Origin of the sequence: Stenotrophomonas sp. NPDC077461, assembly GCF_049545475.1 — a bacterium.
GTDB classification, from domain to species: Bacteria; Pseudomonadota; Gammaproteobacteria; order Xanthomonadales; family Xanthomonadaceae; genus Stenotrophomonas; species Stenotrophomonas nematodicola.
Genome location: NZ_JBMWDO010000010.1, coordinates 36,593 through 60,203 on the forward strand (window position 1 = coordinate 36,593; position 23,611 = coordinate 60,203).

General features: G+C 68.5%; 21 protein-coding genes, 1 tRNA gene and 1 pseudogene. 10 read left to right on the top strand and 13 right to left on the bottom strand.

The window, feature by feature from the left end:
- Positions 1 to 36: 36 nt before the first annotated feature.
- The 5 genes from ACPEH8_RS16110 to hutI form a co-directional block, all read right to left on the bottom strand.
- Positions 37 to 2,145 carry a TonB-dependent receptor family protein gene (locus ACPEH8_RS16110; protein WP_423667454.1) on the bottom strand — a complete coding sequence of 703 codons (2,109 nt, stop codon included), beginning with the start codon at positions 2,143 to 2,145 and terminating at the stop codon, positions 37 to 39.
- Positions 2,146 to 2,285: 140 nt separating this feature from the next.
- Positions 2,286 to 3,950, bottom strand: a complete 1,665-nt coding sequence (hutU, locus tag ACPEH8_RS16115) for a urocanate hydratase (protein ID WP_423667457.1) — start codon at positions 3,948 to 3,950, stop codon at positions 2,286 to 2,288.
- The gene (gene hutG / locus ACPEH8_RS16120) at positions 3,947 to 4,801 is read right to left on the bottom strand and encodes an N-formylglutamate deformylase (protein WP_423667460.1); all 855 of its coding nucleotides are present in this window, start codon (positions 4,799 to 4,801) and stop codon (positions 3,947 to 3,949) included. The genes hutU and hutG overlap by 4 nt, the downstream gene beginning before the upstream one ends.
- Positions 4,798 to 6,339 (bottom strand): histidine ammonia-lyase, encoded by a 1,542-nt coding sequence (hutH, locus tag ACPEH8_RS16125; RefSeq protein WP_017357336.1) that lies wholly within the window; start codon positions 6,337 to 6,339, stop codon positions 4,798 to 4,800. The genes hutG and hutH overlap by 4 nt, the downstream gene beginning before the upstream one ends.
- A gap of 23 nt (positions 6,340 to 6,362) precedes the next feature.
- Entirely contained in the window at positions 6,363 to 7,562 is a 1,200-nt protein-coding gene (hutI, locus tag ACPEH8_RS16130; RefSeq protein WP_026070981.1) for an imidazolonepropionase, read from the bottom strand.
- 63 nt (positions 7,563 to 7,625) lie between these two features.
- Here hutI and ACPEH8_RS16135 point away from each other — a divergent pair, with 63 nt between their 5' ends.
- Positions 7,626 to 9,005 carry a formimidoylglutamate deiminase gene (locus ACPEH8_RS16135; RefSeq protein ID WP_166473164.1) on the top strand — a complete coding sequence of 460 codons (1,380 nt, stop codon included), beginning with the start codon at positions 7,626 to 7,628 and terminating at the stop codon, positions 9,003 to 9,005.
- Between the two features lie 30 nt (positions 9,006 to 9,035).
- On the top strand, positions 9,036 to 9,764 hold the full coding sequence (gene hutC / locus ACPEH8_RS16140; protein WP_017357338.1) for a histidine utilization repressor: 729 nt from the start codon (positions 9,036 to 9,038) through the stop codon (positions 9,762 to 9,764).
- Positions 9,765 to 9,803: 39 nt separating this feature from the next.
- Here the strand turns inward: hutC and ACPEH8_RS16145 are convergent, their stop codons facing one another.
- The 3 genes from ACPEH8_RS16145 to ACPEH8_RS16155 all read right to left on the bottom strand — a co-directional run bounded on the left by ACPEH8_RS16145 (position 9,804) and on the right by ACPEH8_RS16155 (position 11,852).
- Positions 9,804 to 10,805, bottom strand: a complete 1,002-nt coding sequence (locus ACPEH8_RS16145) for a restriction endonuclease (protein WP_262072363.1) — start codon at positions 10,803 to 10,805, stop codon at positions 9,804 to 9,806.
- Positions 10,806 to 11,004: 199 nt separating this feature from the next.
- Positions 11,005 to 11,499, bottom strand: a complete 495-nt coding sequence (locus ACPEH8_RS16150) for a phasin family protein (RefSeq protein ID WP_423667463.1) — start codon at positions 11,497 to 11,499, stop codon at positions 11,005 to 11,007.
- 77 nt (positions 11,500 to 11,576) lie between these two features.
- A complete protein-coding gene (locus tag ACPEH8_RS16155) occupies positions 11,577 to 11,852 on the bottom strand; it encodes a polyhydroxyalkanoic acid system family protein (RefSeq protein WP_017357341.1) in 276 nt (91 codons plus the stop codon).
- A 121-nt stretch (positions 11,853 to 11,973) separates the two neighbouring features.
- Between ACPEH8_RS16155 and ACPEH8_RS16160 the strand changes: the two genes are divergently transcribed.
- The 4 genes from ACPEH8_RS16160 (at position 11,974) to aroA (ending at position 16,626) form a co-directional block, all read left to right on the top strand.
- Complete coding sequence (locus ACPEH8_RS16160) at positions 11,974 to 12,774, top strand: FHA domain-containing protein (RefSeq protein ID WP_017357342.1); 801 nt, start codon at positions 11,974 to 11,976, stop codon at positions 12,772 to 12,774.
- Between the two features lie 96 nt (positions 12,775 to 12,870).
- Positions 12,871 to 13,956, top strand: coding sequence for a 3-phosphoserine/phosphohydroxythreonine transaminase (serC, locus tag ACPEH8_RS16165; protein WP_017357343.1), 1,086 nt, complete (start codon positions 12,871 to 12,873; stop codon positions 13,954 to 13,956).
- A gap of 53 nt (positions 13,957 to 14,009) precedes the next feature.
- Positions 14,010 to 15,194 (top strand): prephenate dehydratase, encoded by a 1,185-nt coding sequence (gene pheA / locus ACPEH8_RS16170; protein WP_153165317.1) that lies wholly within the window; start codon positions 14,010 to 14,012, stop codon positions 15,192 to 15,194.
- 118 nt (positions 15,195 to 15,312) lie between these two features.
- A complete protein-coding gene (aroA, locus tag ACPEH8_RS16175) occupies positions 15,313 to 16,626 on the top strand; it encodes a 3-phosphoshikimate 1-carboxyvinyltransferase (RefSeq protein WP_017357345.1) in 1,314 nt (437 codons plus the stop codon).
- 84 nt (positions 16,627 to 16,710) lie between these two features.
- Here aroA and ACPEH8_RS16180 read toward each other — a convergent pair whose 3' ends face one another.
- Both ACPEH8_RS16180 and ACPEH8_RS16185 read right to left on the bottom strand, forming a co-directional pair.
- Positions 16,711 to 17,286 carry an energy transducer TonB gene (locus ACPEH8_RS16180; protein ID WP_423667466.1) on the bottom strand — a complete coding sequence of 192 codons (576 nt, stop codon included), beginning with the start codon at positions 17,284 to 17,286 and terminating at the stop codon, positions 16,711 to 16,713.
- Positions 17,287 to 17,422: 136 nt separating this feature from the next.
- Positions 17,423 to 18,058, bottom strand: coding sequence for an energy transducer TonB (locus ACPEH8_RS16185; protein ID WP_136005464.1), 636 nt, complete (start codon positions 18,056 to 18,058; stop codon positions 17,423 to 17,425).
- 133 nt (positions 18,059 to 18,191) lie between these two features.
- Here ACPEH8_RS16185 and serS point away from each other — a divergent pair, with 133 nt between their 5' ends.
- Entirely contained in the window at positions 18,192 to 19,472 is a 1,281-nt protein-coding gene (serS, locus tag ACPEH8_RS16190; protein WP_287255722.1) for a serine--tRNA ligase, read from the top strand.
- Between the two features lie 34 nt (positions 19,473 to 19,506).
- Here serS and ACPEH8_RS16195 read toward each other — a convergent pair whose 3' ends face one another.
- Together ACPEH8_RS16195 and ACPEH8_RS16200 are read right to left on the bottom strand one after the other, a co-directional pair.
- Entirely contained in the window at positions 19,507 to 19,860 is a 354-nt protein-coding gene (locus ACPEH8_RS16195) for an SH3 domain-containing protein (RefSeq protein ID WP_136005458.1), read from the bottom strand.
- Between the two features lie 224 nt (positions 19,861 to 20,084).
- A complete protein-coding gene (locus ACPEH8_RS16200) occupies positions 20,085 to 20,666 on the bottom strand; it encodes an FMN-dependent NADH-azoreductase (RefSeq protein WP_026071002.1) in 582 nt (193 codons plus the stop codon).
- Between the two features lie 121 nt (positions 20,667 to 20,787).
- On the opposite strand from ACPEH8_RS16200, the gene ACPEH8_RS16205 reads away from it, so the two are divergent.
- From ACPEH8_RS16205 to ACPEH8_RS16215, 3 genes and pseudogenes are all read left to right on the top strand, one after another.
- Entirely contained in the window at positions 20,788 to 21,780 is a 993-nt protein-coding gene (locus tag ACPEH8_RS16205; RefSeq protein WP_017357441.1) for a LysR family transcriptional regulator, read from the top strand.
- Positions 21,781 to 21,861: 81 nt separating this feature from the next.
- Positions 21,862 to 21,951: transfer RNA gene (locus ACPEH8_RS16210), tRNA-Ser, on the top strand.
- Positions 21,952 to 22,180: 229 nt separating this feature from the next.
- A pseudogene (locus ACPEH8_RS16215) lies at positions 22,181 to 22,390 on the top strand (integrase core domain-containing protein); the annotation flags it as partial.
- A 59-nt stretch (positions 22,391 to 22,449) separates the two neighbouring features.
- On the opposite strand, the gene ACPEH8_RS16220 reads toward ACPEH8_RS16215, so the two are convergent.
- Positions 22,450 to 23,409 (bottom strand): hypothetical protein, encoded by a 960-nt coding sequence (locus tag ACPEH8_RS16220; protein ID WP_423667469.1) that lies wholly within the window; start codon positions 23,407 to 23,409, stop codon positions 22,450 to 22,452.
- Positions 23,410 to 23,611 lie beyond the last annotated feature (202 nt).

The following is a 23,611-nucleotide window of genomic DNA, read 5'->3' on the forward strand; positions in this document are numbered from 1 at the left end:
GCAAGATCAAGCGCTGGTCGGACCGGCCGATGCTGCTCAATCAAAGCGCCAGCGCAGCCCGGCATACACGCCGCGCCCCTCGCCAGGCGTGGAGCGCGCCACGTCCTTGCCGGCGTCGTTGTAGCCGGGCGTGACGGTAGCGGCGTAGTGGCGGTCGGTGAGGTTGCGCAGTTCGGCCCACGCCTGCCAGCGGCCGCCAGGCGCATCGAAGCCCACGCGGCTGCCGAAGATCAGATGGCTGTCGGCGCTGAAGGTGTTGGCGTAGTCCACGAACATCCGCGAGGCGTACTCGGTGTTCAGCGCAGCATAGAAGCCGGTGGGGTGTGCGTAGCGCAGTTCGGCCTCATAGTAGTGGCGCGGCAGGCCGGGCAGGCGGTTGTCGCCGAAGCGGGCGTCGTGGCGGTAGCGGAAATCGCTGAAGGTGTAGGCCTGGCGCAGCGACAGCGTGCCGTCGCTGCCGTGCCACAGCGCGCTGTCCAGCGCAGCTTCGATGCCGCGGTGCACGGTGGGGCTGGCGTTGTTCTCGGCCACGAACAGGTTCGGTACCGGCTGCACTTCCACGCTCAGCAGTTCGTGCAGTACGTGCGCGTAGTAGCCGGTGAGCTCCCATCGGCCGAGTGCGCTTTCGCCGCGCGCGCCCAGCTCCAGCGTCGTCGCGGTCTGGTTGTCCAGCGGCACCGGTGCGCGCTGGCGCCCGCTGGAGGCGCCGTTGCCCGGCGCGAAGTACTGGTTGGAGCCCCAGATCATCGACCACGGATGCGCCGGCTCCACCGACCGGCTCAGGTTGCCGAACCACTGCGTCGCCGGCGTCTGCTGCCAGGTGACGCCCAGGCGTGGCGCGTAATCCCAGCTGCGCTCGTTGAGACGCCCGGGGGTGGAGGGCCACGTCACCTGCACGTCGCGACGGGTCTGGATCAGGGCCAGCCCGGTCTGCAGGCGCAGGGTGTCGGTGAGGACGAGATCGTTGGCCACGTGCAGCGTGCTGTCGGTGCCGTGGTGGAAGAAGTCGCGCATGTGGGTGCCGGCGGGATAGCCGTTGCTGGCAAAGCGCAGCGTTTCGCGCACATCGGCATCCAGATCGTGGGCGATGCGCAGGCCCACCGTGGTCACGCTGTCGCGGCCGAGCAGGCGATGCCGGTGACGGTAGTCCACGGTCGCATTGAGGTTGGTGTAGTCCAGCTGCTGGCGGTACAGGCTTTCGTTCAGGTCCATCGGGTAGTGGTGGTACACCAGCCCGGCCTGCAGCGACGATGCGTCATCGATCTGCCAGGTGGTCATGTTGCCGATCCAGGTGCTGCCCGGCTGCGGGCGGTGCGCGTCGATGGCCAGGTTGGCCGGGTTGGCCGCGCGCGGATCGTTGCGGATCTGGTCGCGGGTGAGGCGCCCCGGCGTTTCGTGATTGGTCTCGCGGTAGCGCACGAAGAAGCGCGTTTCCAGAGTTGGGGTGATCTGCCAGCCGAGGTTGGCCATCGCGCCCTTGCCGTCGCCGCGGGCATGGCGCTGGTAGCCGTCGAATTCGGTATCGGTGTAGGCGAGGTAGTAGTCGACTGCGCCGCTGACGCCGCCGTACCCCACGCTGCGTTTCTGGTAGCCGCAGCTGCCGGCGTCGTACTGCAGGTCCAGCCCGGCCGAATCGCGACCGCTGCGGCTGACGTAGTTGATCGCCCCGCCCAGCGCCAGCGCGCCGCGTTCGATGCCGTTGGCACCGCGCAGTACGTCGACGCGGCTCAGCCACAGCGGCTCCAGCAGTTCGTACGGGGTACCGCCCGGGCCGGTCAGCGGCAGGCCGTCGAGCGAGACGGCGATGCCGGAGGCATGCGCGCCGGGGCCGCGGTTGATGCCCGAGCCACGGATGGACACCCGGGTGCCTTCGTTGCCCGGCGACTGGGCACTGATGCCGGGCTGGTAGGCCAGTACATCGGCGCTGCTTGCGAGGCGGCGGTCGGCGTTGGCCACGTCGATGACGTTGCCGGCGCCGGGAACGCGCTTGAGCGCGGCGCGGGCCTGGTCGGTCTCGCTGGCGGCGGTCACGTTGACCGCGTCCAGCGTGGTGGCCTGCGGGGCGGCGTGGGCGGCGTGGGCGGCAAAGCTGACGAGCAGGGCGGTGGCGAGCAGGGACGGGGTGGGGCGGGGGGAAACAGTCATGCGTGCGGGATCGGATGGTAGCGACCGGCCGCGCGCGAGCGCGCAACCCTGTCAACTGCGAATGGGGTGCGCAAGTTAACAGGGTGGGCGGAAAACGTCATCTCCCCGGGGCGGTGCGGACCGCTGGTCCGCACGCGCTTTCAGAGAATCCCGGGCAGATCCAGCCCCTTCTCCTTCGCGCAGTCCAGCGCGATTTCATACCCGGCATCGGCGTGGCGCATCACGCCCGTGGCCGGGTCGTTCCACAGCACCCGTGCGATGCGCTTGGCGGCCGCCTCGCTGCCATCGCAGACGATCACCATGCCGGCGTGCTGCGAGAAGCCCATGCCGACGCCGCCGCCGTGGTGCAGTGACACCCAGGTGGCACCGCTGGCCGTGTTGAGCAGGGCATTGAGCAACGGCCAGTCGGAGACCGCGTCGGAGCCGTCGCGCATCGCTTCGGTTTCGCGGTTCGGCGAGGCGACGCTGCCGCTGTCCAGATGATCGCGGCCGATCACCACCGGGGCCTTCAGCTCGCCGTTGGCGACCATCTCGTTGAAGGCCAGGCCCAACCGGTCGCGGTCGCCCAGGCCAACCCAGCAGATGCGCGCCGGCAGGCCCTGGAATCTGATCTTCTCGGCGGCCATGTCCAGCCAGCGGTGCAGGTGCGGATTGTCCGGAATCAGTTCCTTGACCTTGGCATCGGTCCTGGCGATGTCCTCCGGGTCGCCGCTCAGCGCGGCCCAGCGGAACGGGCCGATGCCGCGGCAGAACAGCGGGCGGATGTAGGCGGGAACGAAACCGGGGAAGTCGAACGCGTTCTCCACGCCTTCTTCCAGCGCCATCTGGCGCAGGTTGTTGCCGTAATCCACGGTCGGCACGCCCAGCGCGTGGAACGCGAGCATGGCGCGGATATGGTTGGCCATCGAGGCGCGTGCGGCCTTTTCCACGGTCTTGGGCGCGCTCACGCGCTTGTCGTCCCATTCCTCCACGGTCCAGTCCTGCGGCAGGTAGCCGTTGACCGGGTCGTGCGCGGAGGTCTGGTCAGTGAGCAGGTCCGGCTTGACACCGCGCACCAGCAGTTCGTCCAGCACGTCGGCGACATTGCCGAGCAGCCCGACCGACAGCGGCTTCTTCGCGGTGCACGATGCCTCGATCAGGCGCAGCGCTTCGTCCAGGTTGTCGGTCCAGGTGTCCAGGTAGCCGGTGCGCAGGCGCATGTCGATGCTGCTCTTGCGGCACTCCACCGCCAGGCACGAGGCGCCGGCCATTACCGCGGCGAGGGGCTGCGCGCCGCCCATGCCGCCCAGCCCGCCGGTGAACAGCCACTTGCCGGCCAGGCTGCCGTTGTAATGCTGGCGGCCCATTTCCACGAACGTCTCGTAGGTGCCCTGCACGATGCCCTGCGCGCCGATGTAGATCCAGCTGCCGGCCGTCATCTGGCCGTACATCGCCAGCCCCTTCCTGTCGAGCTCGTTGAAGTGGTCCCAGTTGGCCCAGCGCGGCACCAGGTTGGAGTTGGCGATCAGCACACGCGGCGCATCGGCATGGGTGCGGAACACACCCACCGGCTTGCCGGACTGCACCAGCAGGGTCTGGTCGTCGTCCATGCGCGTGAGCGTGTCGACGATGGCGTCGAAACTCGCCCAGTCGCGCGCGGCACGGCCGATGCCGCCGTACACCACCAGTTCCTGCGGGCGCTCGGCCACGTCCGGATGGAGGTTGTTCATGAGCATGCGCAGCGGCGCTTCGGTCAGCCAGCTTTTCGCGGTGAGGGTGGTGCCGGTGGGCGCGGTGATGGTGCGGGACGGGTCGTTGCGGGTCATGCGGCGCTCCGGTTGGTCGCGAAGTCAAGGCAGGCCGTCAGCACCTGCGCCAGAGTGCGGCGCAGGTGTGCGGCGTGGTCGGGGTCGAGCGGAGTGGGCCAGCTGTGCTCGTCCAGCTGGTCCGGGGCCGGCTCGGACATGTAGCCACGGCAGGCCAGTTCCATCTGCAGGCTGTGCACGCCGCCGGGGATGTCGCTGTAGTGGCGGGTGATCCAGCCGCCTTTGAAGCGGCCGTTGCGCACCTGCGGCATGCCGCTGATGCGGCACAGGTTCTCCACGACGTCGCTGAGCGCGTTGTCGCAGGACGTATCCGGTGCGCCGGAGGGGCCGGCGGTGCCGAGGTTGAACTGCGGCAGCTCGCCATCGAACAGGTGCGGGATGCGCGAGCGGATCGAATGCGCGTCGTACACCACGACGGTGCCGTGGCGCTGGCGCAGGCGTGCGATCTGCGCGGCGAGCGCGTCGTGGTATGGCGCGAAGTAGGTGTCGCAGCGGCGCGCGATCTCCGCCTCGTCCGGTGCCATGCCCGGGCGATACAGCGGCTGGTTGTCGAAGGTGGTCAGCGGGCACAGTCCGGTGGTGTTCTGCCCCGGGTACAGCGATACGCCGCTGGGATCGCGGTTGAGATCGATCACCGAGCGCGAGATGGCCGAGCGCACCGTGGTGGCGCCCATGCCGCGGGCGAACTCGTACAGGTCGTGCACCCACCAGTCGGCATCGCGGCGGGCCAGCCACGGCGAGACGAAGCGGCTGGCCAGGTCCTCGGGCAGGTCGCTGCCGGTGTGCGGGAAGCTGACAATCAGCGGTGCGTCACCTTCATGCACCTGCAGCCAGTCGGGCCGGGTGTTCATGCCAGCGGCTCCACCTGCGGGAGCACGTCGGCCAGCCCTTCGGCCAGCGCGCCGCTGCGCACCAGGGTGGTGGCGGCCACCATGTCCGGGTGGAAGTAGCGGTCGTCCTGCAGGGTCGGCACCTGCGCACGCAGGCGCGCGCGCACGCCTTCCAGCGCGGTGCTGGAACGCAGCGGGGCGTGGAAGTCGCAGCCCTGCGCGGCGGCCAGCAGCTCGATGCCCACCACGTTGGCCGCGTTCTCGGCCATCGCCAGCAGGCGCCGGGCGCCGTGCGCGGCCATCGACACGTGGTCTTCCTGGTTGGCCGAGGTGGGAATCGAGTCGACGCTGGCCGGGTAGGCACGCTGCTTGTTTTCCGACACCAGCGCGGCGGCGGTGACCTGCGGAATCATGAAGCCGGAGTTGAGGCCGGGCTTGGGGGTCAGGAAAGCGGGCAGGCCGGACAATGCCGGATCAACCAGCATCGCGGTGCGGCGCTCGCTGATCGAGCCGATCTCGCAGACCGCCATCGCCAGCATGTCGGCGGCGAAGGCCACCGGCTCGGCGTGGAAATTGCCGCCGGACAGCGCTTCGCCGGTGTCGGTGAACACCAGCGGGTTGTCGGACACGCCGTTGGCTTCGATCGCCAGGGTGGTGGCAGCCTGGCGCATTACGTCGTAGGCCGCGCCCATCACCTGCGGCTGGCAACGCAGGCAGTACGGGTCCTGCACGCGCACATCGTTGTCGCGGTGCGATTCGCGGATCGTCGAACCCTGCATCAGGGTGCGCAGCGCGGCGGCGGTGGCAATCTGGCCATGCTGCCCGCGCAGGGTATGGATCCGCGGATCGAACGGTGTATCCGAGCCCTTGGCCGCTTCCACCGACAATGCTCCGGTGACCAGGGCGGCCTGGAAGACGGTGGTGATCGCGAACAGGCCGGCCAGCGCGTAGGCCGTGGAGTACTGGGTGCCGTTGAGCAGGGCCAGGCCTTCCTTGGCGCCCAGCACCAGTGGCGCCAGCCCGAAGCGGGCCAGCGCATCGGCGGCGGGCAGGCGCTCGCCGGCGACAAAGGCTTCGCCGACGCCGATCATCACGCTGGCCAGGTGCGACAGCGGTGCCAGGTCGCCGGACGCGCCCACCGAGCCCTGGCACGGAATCACCGGCACGATGTCGTGCTGGAGGAACGCTTCCAGCAAGGCCAAGGTCTGCGGGCGGATGCCCGACGCGCCCTGCGCCAGGCTGGTCAGTTTCAGCGCCATCATCAGGCGTACCACGGGCGCAGGCATCGGCTCGCCAACGCCGGCCGCGTGCGAGAGCACGATGTTGCGCTGGAGGGTTTCCAGGTCATCGCGCTCGATGCGCACGCTGGCCAGCTTGCCGAAGCCGGTGTTGATGCCGTACACCGGCTCGCCCTTGGCCACGATCGCCGCCACGGTCTGGGCGCTGCGCAGCACGGCCCCGGCCGAAGCCGGGTCCAGGCGCACCCGCGCCCCGTCGTGGATCGCGCGCCATTGCGCCAGCGTCACGGCGCCGGGGTGCAGGGTCAGGGTAGTGCTCATGAAATCTCCAGACATCACAGAAGTCAGACGGATACGCCGCGCATCACGCGCGCGTGCAGCGGGTTGAAGCCCATGCGGTACACCAGGTCGGCGGGTGCATCGATGTCCCACAGGGCCAGATTGCAGTCCAGGCCGACCGCCAGGCGGCCGATGCGGTCGGCGCGCCCAAGGGCGCGCGCGGCCTCCCGGGTGAAGCCGACGATGCACTCCTCCACGGTCATGCGGAACAGCGTGGCGGCCATGTTCATCGCCAGCAGCGGGCTGGTGAGCGGTGACGTGCCGGGGTTGGAATCGGTGGCCAGCGCCAGCGGCACGCCGGCCGCACGCAGGGCGGCGATCGGGGGCAGGGTGGTATCGCGGGTGAAATAGAACGCACCCGGCAGCAGCACCGCCACGGTGCCGGCGGCGGCCATCGCGGCGATGCCGTCGGCGTCGAGGTGTTCGATGTGGTCGGCCGACAGCGCGCCATGACGGGCGGCCAGTGCAGCCCCGTGCTGGTTGCTGAGCTGTTCGGCGTGGATCTTGATCGCCATCCCGTGGCGCTTGGCTGCCAGGAATACCTGTTCGGCCTGTTCGGCGCTGAAGGCGATGGTCTCGCAGAACACATCCACCGCCTCGGCCAGGCCCTCGGCGGCGATGGCGGGAATCATCGTCCCGCACACCTCGTCGATGTAGGCCTGCGCGGTGCTTCCCGGCGGAATGGCGTGGGCGCCGAGGAAGGTCGGCACGATCTCGACCGCGCGCCGCTGCCCCAGGGTGCGGGCCACGCGCAGCTGCTTGCTTTCGTCGGCGAGGGTGAGGCCGTAGCCGGATTTGATCTCCAGCGTGGTGATGCCTTCGGCGAGCATCGCGTCCAGCCGGGGCAGACTCGCGGCGATGAGCGCGTCGTCGGTGGCGGCGCGGGTGGCGCGTACGGTGGACACGATGCCGCCGCCGGCGCGCGCGATGTCGGCGTAGCTCACGCCCTGCAGACGCTGCTCGAACTCGCCGGCGCGGTTGCCGGCGTAGACCAGGTGGGTATGGCAGTCGATCAGCCCCGGGCTGATCCAGCGGCCGCCGCAGTCGATGCGCCGGGCCGGTTGCAGGTGCGCCTCCGAGCCGGCCGGGCCGACGTGCACGATGCGACCGTCGGTGGCGGCGATCACACCGTTGCCGATCACCGCCAGGCCGGGGCCGTCGACGGTGATGAGGTGGGCGTTGTACCAGAGGGTGTCACAGTGCATGGCAGCAACCACATCGGTGTATATGTCTATACAATATAGGCGCCTCTTCCGGGATGTCCAGTGATGCCAGCCAACCCCGCTCCGCTGCTCGTTTTCCACGCCGCCCACGCACTGCTGCCCAGCGGCTGGGCCCGTGATGTGCGCATCGCCTGCCAGGGCGGCACGCTGGTCGAGGTGACCGCCGGGGTGCCGGCGCAGCCTGGTGATACCGCACTGGCGATCGCCGTGCCGGGGCTGGGCAACCTGCACAGCCACGCCTTCCAGCGCGGCATGGCCGGCCTGACCGAGATCGGCGGCAACAGCGGCGACAGCTTCTGGAGCTGGCGCGAGCTGATGTACCGCTTCCTGGCGCACCTGCAGCCGGACGCGGTGCAGGCCATCGCCGAACAGGCCTATGTGGAGATGCTCGAATCGGGCTTCACCCGCGTGGGCGAGTTCCACTACCTGCACCATGCCGCCGATGGCACCCCGTACGCGGACCGTGCCGAGATGGCCGCGCGCATCGCGGCGGCCGCACAGGGCAGCGGCATCGGGCTGACCCTGCTGCCGGTGTTCTACGCGCATGCCGACTTCGGCGGCGTCGCGCCCAACCCGGCCCAGCGCCGCTTGATCCACGATGTGGACGGCTTCGCCGAACTGCTGCAGGGCTGCGCGCACGCGCTGCGCGGCAGCGACGATGCCGTGCTCGGCATCGCCCCGCACAGCCTGCGCGCGGTCACCGGCGACGAACTGGCCGCGCTGCTGCCGCTTACCGCCGGCCCGGTGCACATCCACATTGCCGAGCAGACCCGCGAGGTCGATGCGTGTGTGGCGTGGAGCGGCCTGCGTCCGGTGCGCTGGCTGTACGAGCATGCCCCGGTGGACGCGCGCTGGTGCCTGGTACATGCCACCCATGTGGATGCCGACGAAGTGCAGCGGATGGTGGCCAGCCAGGCCGTCGTCGGGCTGTGCCCGATCACCGAGGCCAACCTGGGCGATGGTCTGTTCCCGATGCAGGCCTTCGTGCGCGCCGGCGGCCGGTTCGGCGTTGGCTCGGATTCCAACGTGCTGATCGATGCGGCCGAAGAGCTGCGCCTGCTCGAATACGGTCAGCGTCTGCACGTCCGCGGGCGCAACGTGCTTGCCCCGGGCGACGGCCAGTCCAGCGGGCGCTGGCTGTTCGAGCAGTCGCTGCGCGGTGCCGGGCAGGCACTGGGCGTGGCCACGGGGCTGCAGGTGGGCGCACCGGCCGATGTGGTCGAGCTGGACGCCGCGCACCCGGCGTTGATCGCGCGCGAGGGCGATGCGTTGCTTGACAGCTGGGTGTTCGCCGCACGTAATGGCGCGGTGCGTTCGGTGTGGCGCCAGGGGCGCCAGCTGGTCCGCGAGGGCCGCCATCTGCAGCGCGATGCTGTGGCCGCCCGCTTCGCCAACGCCCTTCGTACTGTTCTGCAGGCCGGCTGACCGCCGGCCGCGCCCTCCCAGGAATCCCGCGTGACGGGCAAGAAAGCACCGACCCTCAACCAGCGCATCCGCGCCGATCTGGAGAGCCGCATCCTCAGTGGGACGTGGCCGCCGGGATTCCGTATTCCCTATGAGCACGAGCTCATGGAGCAGTACGGCTGTTCGCGGATGACCGTGAACAAGGTGCTCACCGCGCTGGCCGAGAGTGGCATGATCGAACGCCGCCGCCGCGCCGGCTCCTTCGTGGCGCGGCAACCGCCGCACCTGGAACAGGTGGCGCTGGAGATTCCCGATATCGCAATGGCGGTCGGCGCGCGTGGCCACGCGTACGGCTATCAGCTGCTCGAGCGCGCCTATCGCGCCCCGCGCGCCGAGGCCGACGAAGAGGTGGCGCTGGCCGGCGGCGAGAAGCTGCTGGCGATCCGCTGCCTGCACCGTGCCGATGGGCGGCCCTTCGCGTTGGAGCACCGCCTGATCAGCCCGGTCGGCGTGCCCGAGGTGCTGGAGGTGGATTTCGCCACCACCGCGCCGGGCAGCTGGCTGCTGCAGAACGTGTCCTGGACGCGCGCCCAGCACCGCATCAGTGCGTGGGGCGCCGACGACGCCGCTGCCGCGCTGCTCGAGGTCAAACCCGGTACGGCATGCCTGGTGATCGACCGCCTGACCTGGCGCGGTGAGCAGCCGATCACCTGTGTGCGGCAGATGTTCCTGGGCGATGCCTGGGACCTGGTGGCGCGTTTCTCACCGGGCGCGCGCTGAGGCTGCGCGCGGCGCGGCCCTCGACCCTGCTGCGGTGCTTCAGAGCGTGGCGCACTGGCGCCAGCGGACCGGCTCGTCCACACCGGGGCGTGGGTTGAGCTGGATGCGCACGGTGCGCAGTGCCGGATAGCGGGTCACCTCGGCGCAGATCAGCGGCCACACCTGGTCGATCTCGCCGGTGCGGTTGATGGCCAGCGTCTGCCGCGTCAGCCAGATGCCGCTGGCCACGCCGGGCTGCCCGGCGAGCGCGCGCGACAGTTCCTGCTGGTAGCGGTCCAGGGTGGCGGTGTCGGGGTTGGCCTCCATTGCCGGCGCCGGCGGGGCGGCCGGCCCCGGCGGGGCCGGTGCGGCGGTGACCGGCGCAGGTGCGGGGGCCGGGGCAGGCATTGCGGCAGGGGCCGGCACCGGGGCCACGGCCGGCGGAGCCACTGCTGCGCCATTCTCCAGGCGCGAGGTCAGGTAGCCCATGCCCACCAACAGGCCCAGGGTCAGCGAGCCCAGCGCAGCGATCGAAATCCGGCGGATCGCCTCACGACGCGCGCCGGCCTGCACCCGCGCTTCCATGTCGCCGGGCAGGTAGGGCTTGAGCAGCGGCCACAGCAGGTGGCCGTCGAGCACTTCCACACCCTGCTTCTCGGCGGCCAGGCGGCCATCACGCTCGACCCGGCCCTCGGTGATCAGGACGCCGCCACGGGCACCGGCCAGGCGCGCGGCGGCGCCCAGCTCGTTCACCGCGGCGGTGCCGATCCGGTAGGCGCGGCCGTGCTTGCAGGACACCAGCCAGCGGTGCTGGCCGTCGTCCATCATGAAGTCGCTGCGTGGCTCACGGCTGTCGTCAGCCTCGCCCGGCACATCCTTCAGGCCGCGCTGCTCGCGCATGGCCCGGCGCACGATCTCGGAGAAATCCCGCCAATGCATCCCTGCCAGCGCGTTCAGCCCGAGCTGGGTCTCCTTCTGCCGCCGCTTGACCAGCCACAGGTAGGCCGTCGCCAGGAACCACACAATGAGGGCCAGCAGCAGGGCCAGAATCCAGGAGAACATTAGATGCTTGATGTGAACAGGGAAGAACGATCAACAGTTTATATGTGCCCACCCGGCTGTGCGGTGTGATGCAAGGCACAAAAAACCCGCCAATCCGTAGCCGTGAGGGGAGGGAACAAACGGCGAAGAAGCGATTGGCGGGTCGATCCGGATTGTCAACAAAGTCCTGCTGCTTTGCAACAATCGCAGTGGCGGGCGATCAGGGGGGCGATCCCGGCGACTGGTGGCTGCCCGGCGACGGGTCCGCATTGGGCGAGGCGTTGCGGCTCTCGGCGCGGTTGACGCGTGCGGTCAGCGCCTCGATACGGGCGTTGAGCGCGGCCACATCCTCGGCCGTGGGAATGTTGAGGCGCTTTAGGACGCCTTGGACACGGTCATCGAAGGCCTTCTCGACCTTGTCCCAAGTGCCGGCCGCCTTTTCGCGCGCATCGCCCAGGTGTTCTTCCACGCTGTCGCGCCAGCGCGGCGTGTCGCCGGCCTGTTCACGGTTGCGGGCTTCGAGGGTTTTGCCCTCCTTGACCAGCGTGTCGAACACGCGGCTGCCTTCGGCCTGTGCACGCCCGAACGCGCCCAGCCCGGCCAGCCAGACCTGGTGGGCCGACCCGGTCAGCCGGCGCGAGAAGCGCTCGGCCTGGTCCTGCAACGAAGGCTTCTCGCCCGGGTTGCGCTCGTCGAATTCGTCGTGTGCATTCATGCTGCGATCCCGTTGGTGGACTCCTTGGGATCGTAATCACCCCGACCGTTGCGGCGGGGTGATGGCGTGCCGCCGGTTCAGCCGAGCTTTTCCTTGAGCACGCGCTGGATCTCGCTTTCCACCATGCCCTTCATCGCCGAGAGCAGGAAGCCCAGCTTGGCGGTGACGTGCACCTGGCCGGGCAGCAGCGCGATGGCGCCATCCACGCCGGAGCCGGAGAAGTTCAGCACATCGCCCAGCCAGTTGGACTGCAGCCCGAAGCGCTCGGAGAGCTTGGCCGCCACATCCTCGATCGCCTGGCGTGCGCCGTCGGCGGGAAGGGAATGTGCGTGGCGGATATCGATGCTGGACATGGGGGCTCCTGGCGGACCGTGGCAGGGAAAGGGGGTGCATTGTGCGCATCCTGCGCGCCAACTCCAAGGTCTGCGTCACACTTCTTCTTCCCTGACAGTCAACCTGCTAGGCTTTCGCCGCGTGCAGAACCTGCGAGTCCACTTCACCCATCGCCAACATCCCGACCAGCCCCTGCGGCCCGGGGTGCATCGCATCGTGCGCCACGCCTCGGGCACCGTCCGGCTGGCCGACGACAGCCCGGGCACGCTGCTGCTGGCCCAGTTCTGTCTGGACGACCGTGGCCTGTGGCTGCAGGTCGCCACCGGTATCCGTGGCATCCACGTCAACGGCCGCCCGGTCCGGCGCATGGCATTGCTGCGTCCCGGCGATGCGGTGTATGCCGACGGCGTGGAGATGGTGGTGCAGGGCGAGTGCGAAGCGCTGGCCCAGGCACCGGCGCGCAGCGACGAGGGGGGCGACGACCCGCGCCTGCTGCGTGGCGTGGGCGGCCAGCACCACGGCCGCAGTTTCACCCTCGACCGGCCGCGCGTGATCGGCAGCAGTGTCGAGGCTGACATCGTCATTGACGATCCGGCCTTCGCCGAGCAGCACGCCCGCCTGGAACGCCACGGCGAGCGCCTGTTGCTGCGCGACCTCGGCGCGGGCGAATCCACCCGGGTCAACGGCATCACCGTGCGGCACTGCTGGCTGCAGCCCGGCGATCAGCTGGTGTTCGATGCCCAGCACCGTTTCGTGCTGGAAGTGCCGCACGACGGCCGCCGACGCGCAGTGGAGGCGGAGGAGGACGAACCCCTCGACGCGCCGGCCGATGCCGATGTCGCCACTACCCGGCCGCGCGTGCAGCGCTGGCCGTGGCTGCTGGCCAGTGCGGTGCTGCTGGCCGGTGCGATCAGCGGGCTGCTCTGGTTCGGCGCGCGCTGACCGATAGATTCGTTTGCAACCAAATTCGCCTTGTGCGGCAAGGCCTAAAGCCTGGTGCGCTGCGGCATACTAGGGGTCTTGCCCCATAGGTGTGACATGACGCGCGCGTTCAATTTCAGTGCCGGCCCCGCAACCCTGCCGGAATCGGTCCTGCGCCAGGCGCAGGCGGAGATGTTGGAATGGAACGGCGCCGGCGCCTCCATCGTCGAGATGAGCCACCGCGGGCCGGAGTTCATGGCCGTGGCCGCGCAGGCCGACGCGGATCTGCGCCGCCTGATCGGCATTCCCGACGACTACGCCGTGCTGTTCCTGGCCGGTGGCGCCACCACCCAGCAGGCCCTGCTCGCGCTCAATTTCGCCGGCCCCGGGCAAACCGTGGACTACGTGGTTACCGGGCACTGGGGCAAGACCGCCATCAAGCAGGTTGCCCCCTACGTCAACGTCAACGTCGCCGCCAGCAGCGAAGCCAACGGCTTCCACGACATCCCGGCGCGCGACAGCTGGCGTTTGTCCGATGACGCGGCCTACGTCCACATCACCGCCAACGAAACCATCCACGGCGTCGAGTTCCGCGATACGCCGGACGTCGGCGACGTGCCGCTGTTCGCTGATTTCAGCTCGTCCATTGCCAGCGAGCCGCTGGACGTAAGCCGCTATGGCCTGATCTACGCCGGTGCGCAGAAGAACCTCGGCCCGGTCGGTGTGTCGGTGGTGATCGTGCGCCGCGATCTGCTCGAACGCACCGGTCAGCCGCGCGCCGACATCTTCGACTACCGCTCGCACGTGGCGCGCGATTCGATGCTCAACACGCCGCCGACCTGGAACTGGTACCTGGCCGGGCTGGTGTTCCAGTGGATGCTGGCCGAAGGTGGCGTGGAGGAATTCGCCCGCCGCAATGCCGCCAAGGCGGCGCTGGTGTACGGGGCCATTGATGCGTCCGGCGGTTTCTACCGCAACGACGTAGTGCCGGCGGCACGCTCGCGCATGAACATTCCGTTCTTCCTGCCCGACGACACGCTCAACGCGCGTTTCGTCAGTGACGCCAAGGCGGCCGGGTTGCTGGCGCTGAAGGGGCACAAGGCGGTCGGCGGTATCCGCGCCTCGCTCTACAACGCCATGCCGGTGGAGGGCGCCCGCGCGCTGGCCGCGTTCATGCGCGATTTCCAGCAGCGCCACGGCTGAGTTCTCACGTTTCGACCGGGGCGCCTGCCGCCCCATTGCACCTGGAATCCCTGATGGCCAAACAACCCGCCAAATCCACCGCCAAGACTGCCGCCACGCCCAAGGCCACGCCCAAGCCCAAGCCCAAGGCCGCGTCCAAGCCTGATGGCGCACTGCCGGCGCCGGTGCTCTCGGACGTGCGAGCCAAGATCGACCATATCGACCGCAGCATCCAGGCGTTGATTGCCGAACGCGCGCAGTTCGCCCACCAGGTCGGCAAGGCCAAGGGCAAGCTTGCCGCCGCGGTGGACTACTACCGCCCCGAGCGGGAAGCGCAGGTGCTGCGCATGGTGGTGGACCGCAACGAAGGCCCGCTCAGCGACGAAGTGCTGGTGCATGTGTTCCGCGAGATCATGTCGGCCTGCCTGGCCCAGCAGGAGCCGCTGAAAATCGGCTACCTCGGTCCGGAAGGCACGTTCAGCCAGCAGGCCGTGCTCAAGCATTTCGGCCGCTCGGCGCTGGGCCTGCCGTTGGCGAGCATCGAGGAAGTGTTCCAGGAAGTGGAGGCGGGCAACGCCGATTTCGGCGTGGTGCCGGTCGAGAACTCGGGGCAGGGCACCATCCAGATCACCCTGGACATGTTCCTCACCTCCAACCTGAAGATCTGCGGCGAAGTGGAACTGCGCGTGCAGCAGTACCTGATGTCGCGCAGCGGCCGGCTGGATGATGTCGAGCGCGTGTACGGCCATCCCCAGTCGTTCATGCAGACCTCCTCGTGGCTGCGCGCCAACCTGCCCAAGGCCGAGAGGATTCCGGTGTCGAGCAATGCCGAAGGCGCCCGCCGTGCCCGCAATGCCGACGATGCCGCCGCCATCGGCGGCGAGAGTGCCGGGCACGTGTACGGCCTGAAGAAGGTCGTCACCAAGCCGATCCAGAACGACGCCGACAACACCACGCGCTTCCTGGTCGTGGGCCGCACCATCTTCCCCACGTCTGGCCACGACCGCACCTCGGTGCTGGTGTTCATCCACGACAAGCCTGGCGCCCTGTTCGACGTGCTCAGCCCGTTCGCGCGGCACGGCATCAGCATGAACCGCATCGAATCGCGCCCGTCGCACAATGCCAAGTGGGAGTACGGCTTCTTCATCGACCTGGCCGGCCATATCGACGACCCGGCGATGCAGGCCGCGCTGGCCGAGCTGGAAGCGCACTCGGCGCAGATCAAAGTGCTGGGCTCGTACCCGGTGGCCGTGCCCTGATTGATCCGCGTCGCCGCGTACCGCGCGCGACGCACCGGCCCGGCGTCGCGCGACGCCGTGGCTGCTCCCTCCGAACCACGCCGCGCGCCGTGCGCGCGGCTGCCACACAGGACCGACGATGACCGTTTCTCCGTACTGGATCGCCTACAAGGGCCAGCCCCTGCAGGGCAGCCTGACCATTCCCGGCGACAAGTCGGTGTCCCACCGCGCGGTCATGTTCGCCGCGCTGGCCGATGGCGTCTCGCGCATCGATGGTTTCCTGGAAGGCGAAGACACCCGTGCGACCGCCGCGATCTTTGCGCAGATGGGCGTCCGCATCGACACCCCGTCGCCGTCGCAGCGCATCGTGCACGGTGTCGGTGTGGATGGGCTGCAGGCGCCCACCGCGCCGCTGGACTGCGGCAATGCCGGCACCGGCATGCGTCTGCTGGCCGGCGTACTGGCCGCGCAGCGCTTCGACTCGGTGATGGTCGGCGATGCATCGCTGTCACGCCGCCCGATGCGCCGCGTCACCGGCCCGCTGGCGCAGATGGGCGCGCAGATCGCGACCGAGGCCGACGGTACGCCCCCCCTTCGCGTGCAGGGCGGCCATACGCTGCACGGCATCGACTTCGCCTCGCCGGTGGCCAGCGCACAGGTCAAATCCGCCGTGCTGCTGGCCGGTCTGTACGCGCAGGGCGAGACCTCGGTCAGCGAACCGCACCCGACCCGTGATTACACCGAGCGCATGCTGCGCGCGTTCGGCGTGGACATCGCCTTCTCGCCGGGCCAGGCCCGCCTGCGCGGCGGCCAGCGCCTGCGCGCGACCGATATCGCCGTGCCGGCCGACTTCTCCTCGGCCGCCTTCTTCCTGGTCGCCGCCAGCATCATTCCCGGTTCCATGCTGCGCCTGCGCGCCGTTGGCCTGAATCCACGCCGCACCGGCCTGCTGGCCGCGCTGCGCCTGATGGGCGCGGATATCGTCGAGGAAAACCATGCCGAGCATGGCGGGGAAGCGGTGGCCGATCTGGTCGTGCGCCATGCCCCGCTGCATGGCGCGGAGATCCCCGAAGCGCTGGTGCCGGACATGATCGACGAGTTCCCGGCGCTGTTCGTGGCCGCGGCCGCCGCGCAGGGCAATACCGTCGTGCGCGGTGCCGCCGAACTGCGGGTGAAAGAGTCCGATCGCCTGGCCGCGATGGCCACCGGACTGCGCACGTTGGGCGTGCAGGTGGACGAAACCGACGACGGTGCCACCATTCACGGCGGTGCCGTGCTGGGCAGCGGCACCATCGAAAGCCACGGTGACCACCGCATCGCGATGGCCTTCGCCATCGCCGGCCAGCTCAGCGTTGGGGAAGTGCGCGTCAACGACATCGCCAACGTCGCCACGTCCTTCCCCGACTTCGACGGCCTGGCTGCCGGCGCAGGTTTCGGGCTGCGCCAGGGCTGATACGACCGCGTACACGCGGTGGCATCCGTCCCACGAAAAAGGGAGGCCAACGGCCTCCCTTTTCGTTACGCACCACCGCATGCATCAGCGCTCGGTGCGGAAATCCACCGGCACACGCACCACGCTGGCCACAGCACGGCCGTTGTGCATCGCCGGCTCGAACTTCCAGTCGCGGACGGTGCCCAGGACCGCACGGTCCAGATCGCGGTCGCGGGTGCCGCTGCGCTGCACGATGCTGGCATTGGTCACCTGGCCACGTGTATCCACGTTGAGGCTGGCCACCACGCTGCCTTCCACGCCGCTGCGCAGAGCGCTGCGCGGATAGGCCGGCTTGGCATTGCTGGCCAGCGGGCGCGCATCGCGGTTGCGTACCGCCGGGGCGGCCTTGCGCTGTTGCGCGGCGTTGGCCGGGGCCGCCTGGCGCGGGGCCGGCGCGGTCGTGGCTACCGGGGTTTCGGTGGCAGGCAACATGCGCTCACCGACCGGCGGCGCGGTAGGTTCGCCCGGCGCGGCATAGCGCAGCCAGACCAGCGCGGCGGCAAACATCGCCACGATCAAGGCCATCCACAGCCAGGGCGACGCACGCCGGCGGCCAGGTTCATCGATGACGTCGCGCTGCTGATGCGGCGAAGCATGCATTTCCGGATGGGTAACACTCATATCGGACTCCTGGTGTCGTTGCGACACCCGCAGTCTTGCCCGGGCCCGGTTCCGGATGTGTCAGCGCAACGTCAACGCGGCGACTGCATTGCCGACGGGGTTCAGCTTGCTGAGCCGTTATGCAACCGCCGCCGTGTTACTCCTGCTTGAAGTCGAACGGCACTTCAATGCTGCCCGGCACCGGCTGGCCATTGCTCTGCGCGGGTTGGAAGCGCCAACGGCGCACGGCGTCGGTGGCCGCGCGGTCAAGGTCCCGTGAACCGCTGCGCTGGATGATGGTCACATCCACCGGCGCGCCGGTCGCATCCACATCCACGCGCACCACGACGCTGCCACTCTCGCCCCGGCGCAGCGCGCCCGGCGGATAGCTCGGCGGCGGCGACTGGTCGGCGATCGGCATCGGGCGGTCGCCGGCGGCCATCGCCACCGGGGCTGTTTCCGGCGCCGGCGCTGCCGGGGCGGCGGCCGGCGGCGGAGGCGGTGCGGTTTCCACCAGCTGCGGCACATCCTCACCGGCCGGCGGCGCCTTGGCGTCGGGCATGTCGCTGGAGCCGGCCGCTGCGGGCAGGGGTTCGGGCAGCGGCTCGATCTCGGCCACCTGCTGCGGGGTCTGCGCGGGGCTGGCCTTGTAGAAGTCGTTGTTGCGGCTGCTCAGCCATACCACCAGGAACAACAGCAGGCCGACGCCAAAGGCGATGCCCGCGATGATCAGACTGCGACGGGGCAGGTGGAAGGTGATGTTCTTGCCAGACGAAGAGCGGGAAGCGGACATGAGCCATACCGTTGTGAACCCCCCGATTCTGCCACGGACCCGCTGACTGGCGCGTGTCATGGGCCTGCAGGGCGGCAGAAATCCGCATAACAGGCGATAATCCCCCTCCAGACCCGCAGACCTTTCCCACGCCATGCTCGATCCAGCCCTGCTCCGCCAACAGCCCGCCGACCTTGCCGAACGCCTGCGCACCTCGCGCGGTTTCGAGCTGGATGTCTCCGCGCTGGAGTCGCTGGAAGCTGACCGCAAGCGCATCCAGGTGCGCACCCAGGAGCTGCAGAGCCTTCGCAACAGCCGTTCCAAGGCCATCGGCCAGGCCAAGGCAAGGGGCGAGGATGTGTCGGCGATCATGGCCGAAGTGGCTGCCTTCGCCGATGAGCTGAAGGCCTCCGAAGTGGCCCTGGACGAGCTGCGCGAGAAGATCGAAGCGATCGCGCTGGGCCTGCCCAACCTGCCTGCCGACGATGTGCCGCCCGGCAAGGACGAATCGGACAATGTCGAGGAGAAGCGCTGGGGCACCCCGCGCAGCTTCGACTTCCCGGTGCTCGACCATGTCGAGCTCGGCGCCCGCAATCAAGGGCTGGACGCGGAAACCGCCGCCAAGCTGTCCGGCGCGCGCTTCACCGTGCTGCGCGGGCCGCTGGCGCGTCTGCACCGCGCCCTGGGTCAGTTTATGATCGACCTGCACACCGGCACGCACGGCTATGAAGAGACCAACGTGCCGCTGCTGGTCAACGCCGAGTCGCTGCGTGGCACCGGCCAGCTGCCGAAATTCGAGGACGATCTGTTCAAGACCGCCGTTGGCGAGTCGACCCGCTACCTGATCCCGACCTCGGAAGTGCCGCTGACCAACATCGTCCGCGACGAGATCGTCGATGCCGACCAGTTGCCGCTGCGCATGACTGCACAGTCGATGTGCTTCCGCGCCGAAGCCGGCAGCGGCGGCCGCGACGTGCGCGGCATGATCCGCCAGCACCAGTTCGAGAAGGTCGAACTGGTCACCGCGTGCCGTCCCGAGCAGAGCGAAGACGAACACCAGCGCATGACCCGCTGCGCCGAAGTGGTGCTGGAGACGCTGGGCCTGCCGTACCGCAAGGTGCTGCTGTGCACCGGCGACATGGGCTTCTCGGCGGTGAAGACCTACGACCTGGAAGTGTGGCTGCCTTCGCAGGAGACCTACCGCGAGATTTCGTCCTGCTCCAACTGCGGCGACTTCCAGGCGCGCCGCATGCAGGCCCGCTGGCGCAATCCGGATACCGGCAAGCCCGAGCTGCTGCACACCCTCAACGGGTCGGGCGTGGCGATCGGCCGCGCGATGATCGCGGTGATGGAGAACTATCAGAACGCCGACGGCAGCATCACTGTCCCCGACGCGCTCAAACCGTACATGGGCGGCATCGAGACCATCGGCTGATCCACGAAAAACCCGCCAACCGGCGGGTTTTTCGTCAGGCGCCTTCGCGCAACACCCGCAACGGAACCCATCCCGAGCCGCGACCGTCGGTCGTCTCGCTCCACACCCAGCCATTCATGATGCGGCCCCCGTCCAGCACCTGGCCGACATCCACATCCAGCTCGCGTGCGCAGTAATCCTCCCGCGCGAACGCCTGCTGCTGCGTATCGCGCCCGATCACCTGCGCCGGCACCCAGCCCGGTTGCTGGCCTGCTGCCTCGCACAGATACCAGTCATCCCATCCTTCGGGCCCCTGGTAGCGTTCGCCAACCACCAGCGCGTCGCCACGGCTCAAGGTGATCGGCTGGGGAAACTCGCTGCGGTGGGAGGCAACAACGGTGTAGCGCATGTACGGGAATCCATTGCGGAGGAACACAAAGCCTACCCGCAATCACCCGTAGAGCCGGGTCCCACCCGGCTGCTCTACCATCGCGCGCCACCAAAAAAACCTCCCAGAAAAAAGATGGCCCCAAAAGGGGCCATCAGGCGCGGCAACCGGCAGGGGAGAGAGAACCGGTTGCCGCGCACCACACCGTCACGACGAGGGGGAGGGGACGGGATGGGTCGAACGACTCAGGCCGCGGCGAGCGCCTGCGGCTGCGGCAGCGCGGCCAGCGCACCGGCGATCGCATCGGTGCGGTGCTGCGGCGAGTAGGCGATGCCTTCGGCGCGCACGAACTCCACGTTGTCGATGCCGAAGAACGCGAACACCTGGCGCAGGTACGGGTCCTGGAAATCGGTCGGGGCACCGGTGTGCAGGCCACCGCGGCTGCTGGCCACGATCACCCGCTTGCCACCGGCCAGGCCCACCGGGCCGTTCTCGGTGTACTTGAAGGTGCGGCCGGCCACGGCCAGGCGGTCGATCCACGCCTTGAGGGTGGAGGCCACGCTGAAGTTGTACATTGGGGAGCCGATGACCACCACGTCAGCGGCCAGGAACTGTTCCAGCACCTGTTCGGCATCGGCCGCTTCGGCCGCGTCGGTTTTGGCCAGCGAGCTGCTGCGCAGGTGGGCAACCGGCTGGGCGTCGAGGTCGCGGTAGCTGACCTCCAGATCCGGCACCTGGTCGCGCCACTGCTGGACCACGGCGGCCGACAGCTGGCGGGAGACGGAGTTGTCGCCAAGGACGCTGGCGTCGATGTGAAGAAGCTTCATGGCATGTACCTTGTTCTGGGAGAGGCGGTAGACGCCGCCGACGGAGAACACGATAGGTTGTTGCTAGTTTGGGATAAAGGTGGTTGAATGCCACGTATTGTTCTAAATCTGGAACTTCGGAATGCACGACCTCAACGATCTCTACTACTTCGCGATGGTGGTGGACCACGGGGGCTTTGCCGCGGCCGAACGCGCGCTGGGCATCCCCAAATCCCGCCTGAGCCGCCGTATCAGCCAGCTGGAAACCGACCTGGGCGTCCGCCTGCTGCAGCGCTCCACGCGCCGGTTTGCGGTCACCGACGTCGGCACCAGCGTCCATCGCCATGCCCAGACCATGCTTGCCGAGGCCCAGGCCGCACGCGAGGTGGTGGACCGCCTCAGCGCCGAGCCGCGCGGCGTCGTGCGCGCCAGCGTCCCGGTGTCGCTGGCGCAGATGCAGCTGCCCAAGCTGCTGCCCAAGTTCCTGGCGCAGTACCCGAAAGTGCGGCTGCAACTGAACATCAGCAACCGCCGCGTGGACATCATCAACGAAGGCTACGACGTCGCCCTGCGCGTGCGCTCGCGTCTGGATGACGACGGCAGCCTGGTCATGCGCAGTTTCGGCCAGGTGCAGGAACTACTGGTCGCCAGTCCCAAATACCTCGACCGCGCCGGGCGCCCCAAGGACCCGGACGAACTGGCCAACCACGTCACCCTGAGCATCAGCGAAGACGAAGCCCGCCAGCGCTGGGAGCTGCACGGCCCGGAAGGCGCGGTGCGCCGCGTTGACCTGCAGCCGCGTGTGGCCGGCTTCGATTTCCCGCTGCTGCAGAGCATGGTCAAGGACGGTTTCGGCATCACCATGCTGCCGGAAACCGTGTGCGCCGAAGCCGTGCGCAATGGCGAGCTGGAAGTGGTGCTGCCGGACTGGTCGCTGCCGCAGGGCATCTGCCACGCCGTGTTCGCCTCCCGCCGCGGCCTGCTGCCGGCAGTGCGCGTGTTCATCGACTTCCTCGCCGAACACCTGCCGCCCCAGCTCGAAGCCTCGCGCCTGGACTGCGGCGGCGCCTGCGAGCGCGCCAAGGAGAAGATCAAGGCCAGCGCGCTGGGTGCGCTGGCGGTGGATGCCGGCTGAGCCGCATCACGGGCGGCCTTGGGAAAACCCGGCCGCTCATGCGAGAATACGCGCCCGGCGCAAGGCCGGCGCGCGACATACGGAGAGATGGCCGAGCGGTTTAAGGCACCGGTCTTGAAAACCGGCGAAGGGTCAAACCTTCCGTGGGTTCGAATCCCACTCTCTCCGCCAATGAACCTTAAATCATTGATTTGAAATTGAAATCTTGATTGGGGTCAGTGGGAAAGCAGGAAGCATGCCGAGGAAACGCTCGCATGCGCATCCCACATCACTTGAGCCGGTCCTCGACCGGTCGCTGGTCCTTCGTCCAGCGCGTCCCCGTTGATACCACGCTTGAACTCGGCACTGAACTTCCTACGCTTTGACATGAACACTCCTCATGGCTTTGATCGGCCTTCTTGTAAGCGTCCGTGAAATCGGGGGTGAACCCCCGAATCAGAACGCGTGCATCCAGATTTTCAACGCCCACCTGCGCGACGAATGCCTCAACGAGCAAGGGTTTCCCACACGGCTGCATGCCCGCAGCGAGATCGAAACCTTGCGACGGGAATACAACGAGGAACGACCGAAGACGATCCTGGGCGGCCTGACACCGGCCGCCCATCCGTAGGGAGAACCGTTATGACGTTGCCTGAAGAGCGCTTTCAGCACGGACAGTTCGGGCGGAACTCACTCCCGGAATCGGATCGAAGCGGCCACAGCGGTGACAGCGTCCTGCACATCATGGCTGCTCCCCGCAGGCAGAATGGCGGCCAGGCGAACGAAGCGCTGGCCCGGCCAGAGCGCCAGATAGTGGTGGAACGTGCCGCCATCAGGCATGTGGCCGCTGACGCGATGTCCGGCGATGCCTGCGAACATGACATCGTGCCTCGACACAACCGTACCGTGCTGGATCTCGCGTGTGCCGGCGATCAGTTGATCGGAGACGTCTGCAAGGTCATCCGAACCGAAGGGGAGTGACAGTTGGGACGCGACGATCAGCAGAGGTTGGCGACCCTCCGGGTCGGTATCCAGTTCGCCCGCGGTCAGGACGGCCGAGGCGCCTGCCAGCGTATCGACAATCCGGAACGGCGGTTCCGGCGTCACGGTGAAGGGGAGGGCTGCAAGTTGCTCCTCCAGGGACGCCGGCGGGCTCACCTTGACGGAGGTCAGGGTCATCATTGCGGACTTGTGCTTCATTGCGTGATCCGTGGGTGCCTGGACCGTGATCATTACCGTAGGAAAACCGGGGAACAGCGCAATCCACTTGTTGAACGTCTGCCCATGAGCGTTCTGGGTGCCGATCGCGACGGGAACCGCGCGCCCCTCGACGTCAAGCGACTCCAGATGCTTGACCAGGACGCCGCGCGTGGCGAACTGACGACGGGCGGTTTGTTCATCGACGAACAGCGTTGCCACTGCCTCGCTGGCGTGGGCGGGCAACTCGGCGACCAGAATGCTTGCCCGGCCATCCTCACTCATGAAGCCAGTGAAGGTGGAGGCGGGCGAGAATCCCGACGGGGGAGCCAGACTGACGGACGTTCCAGGTACAAGCTGCGCGGGGTGGGGCGGCTTGGCGCACCCAAGGGCAACGGTGGCCTGCAGAAGAAGCAGCGCTGAGCGCAGCAAGTGTTTGATGGAAATAGGCATGTAGTGCTCGGATGGGGGAGACGGGCGTGGCGGGCGTGTGCAGCCCCGACGCCAGGATGAAACCGGAAATCCTGGCAAAGACCGTCTGTGTCGACCATGCAACTACTTCGAAGATGTCAGCCGTAGTCTGGCTGGTCGCGTGACGCGACTCTCGCGCGGAACAGTGGCGGAACTCCACGTTGACATAAGGGCGGGACGAGGG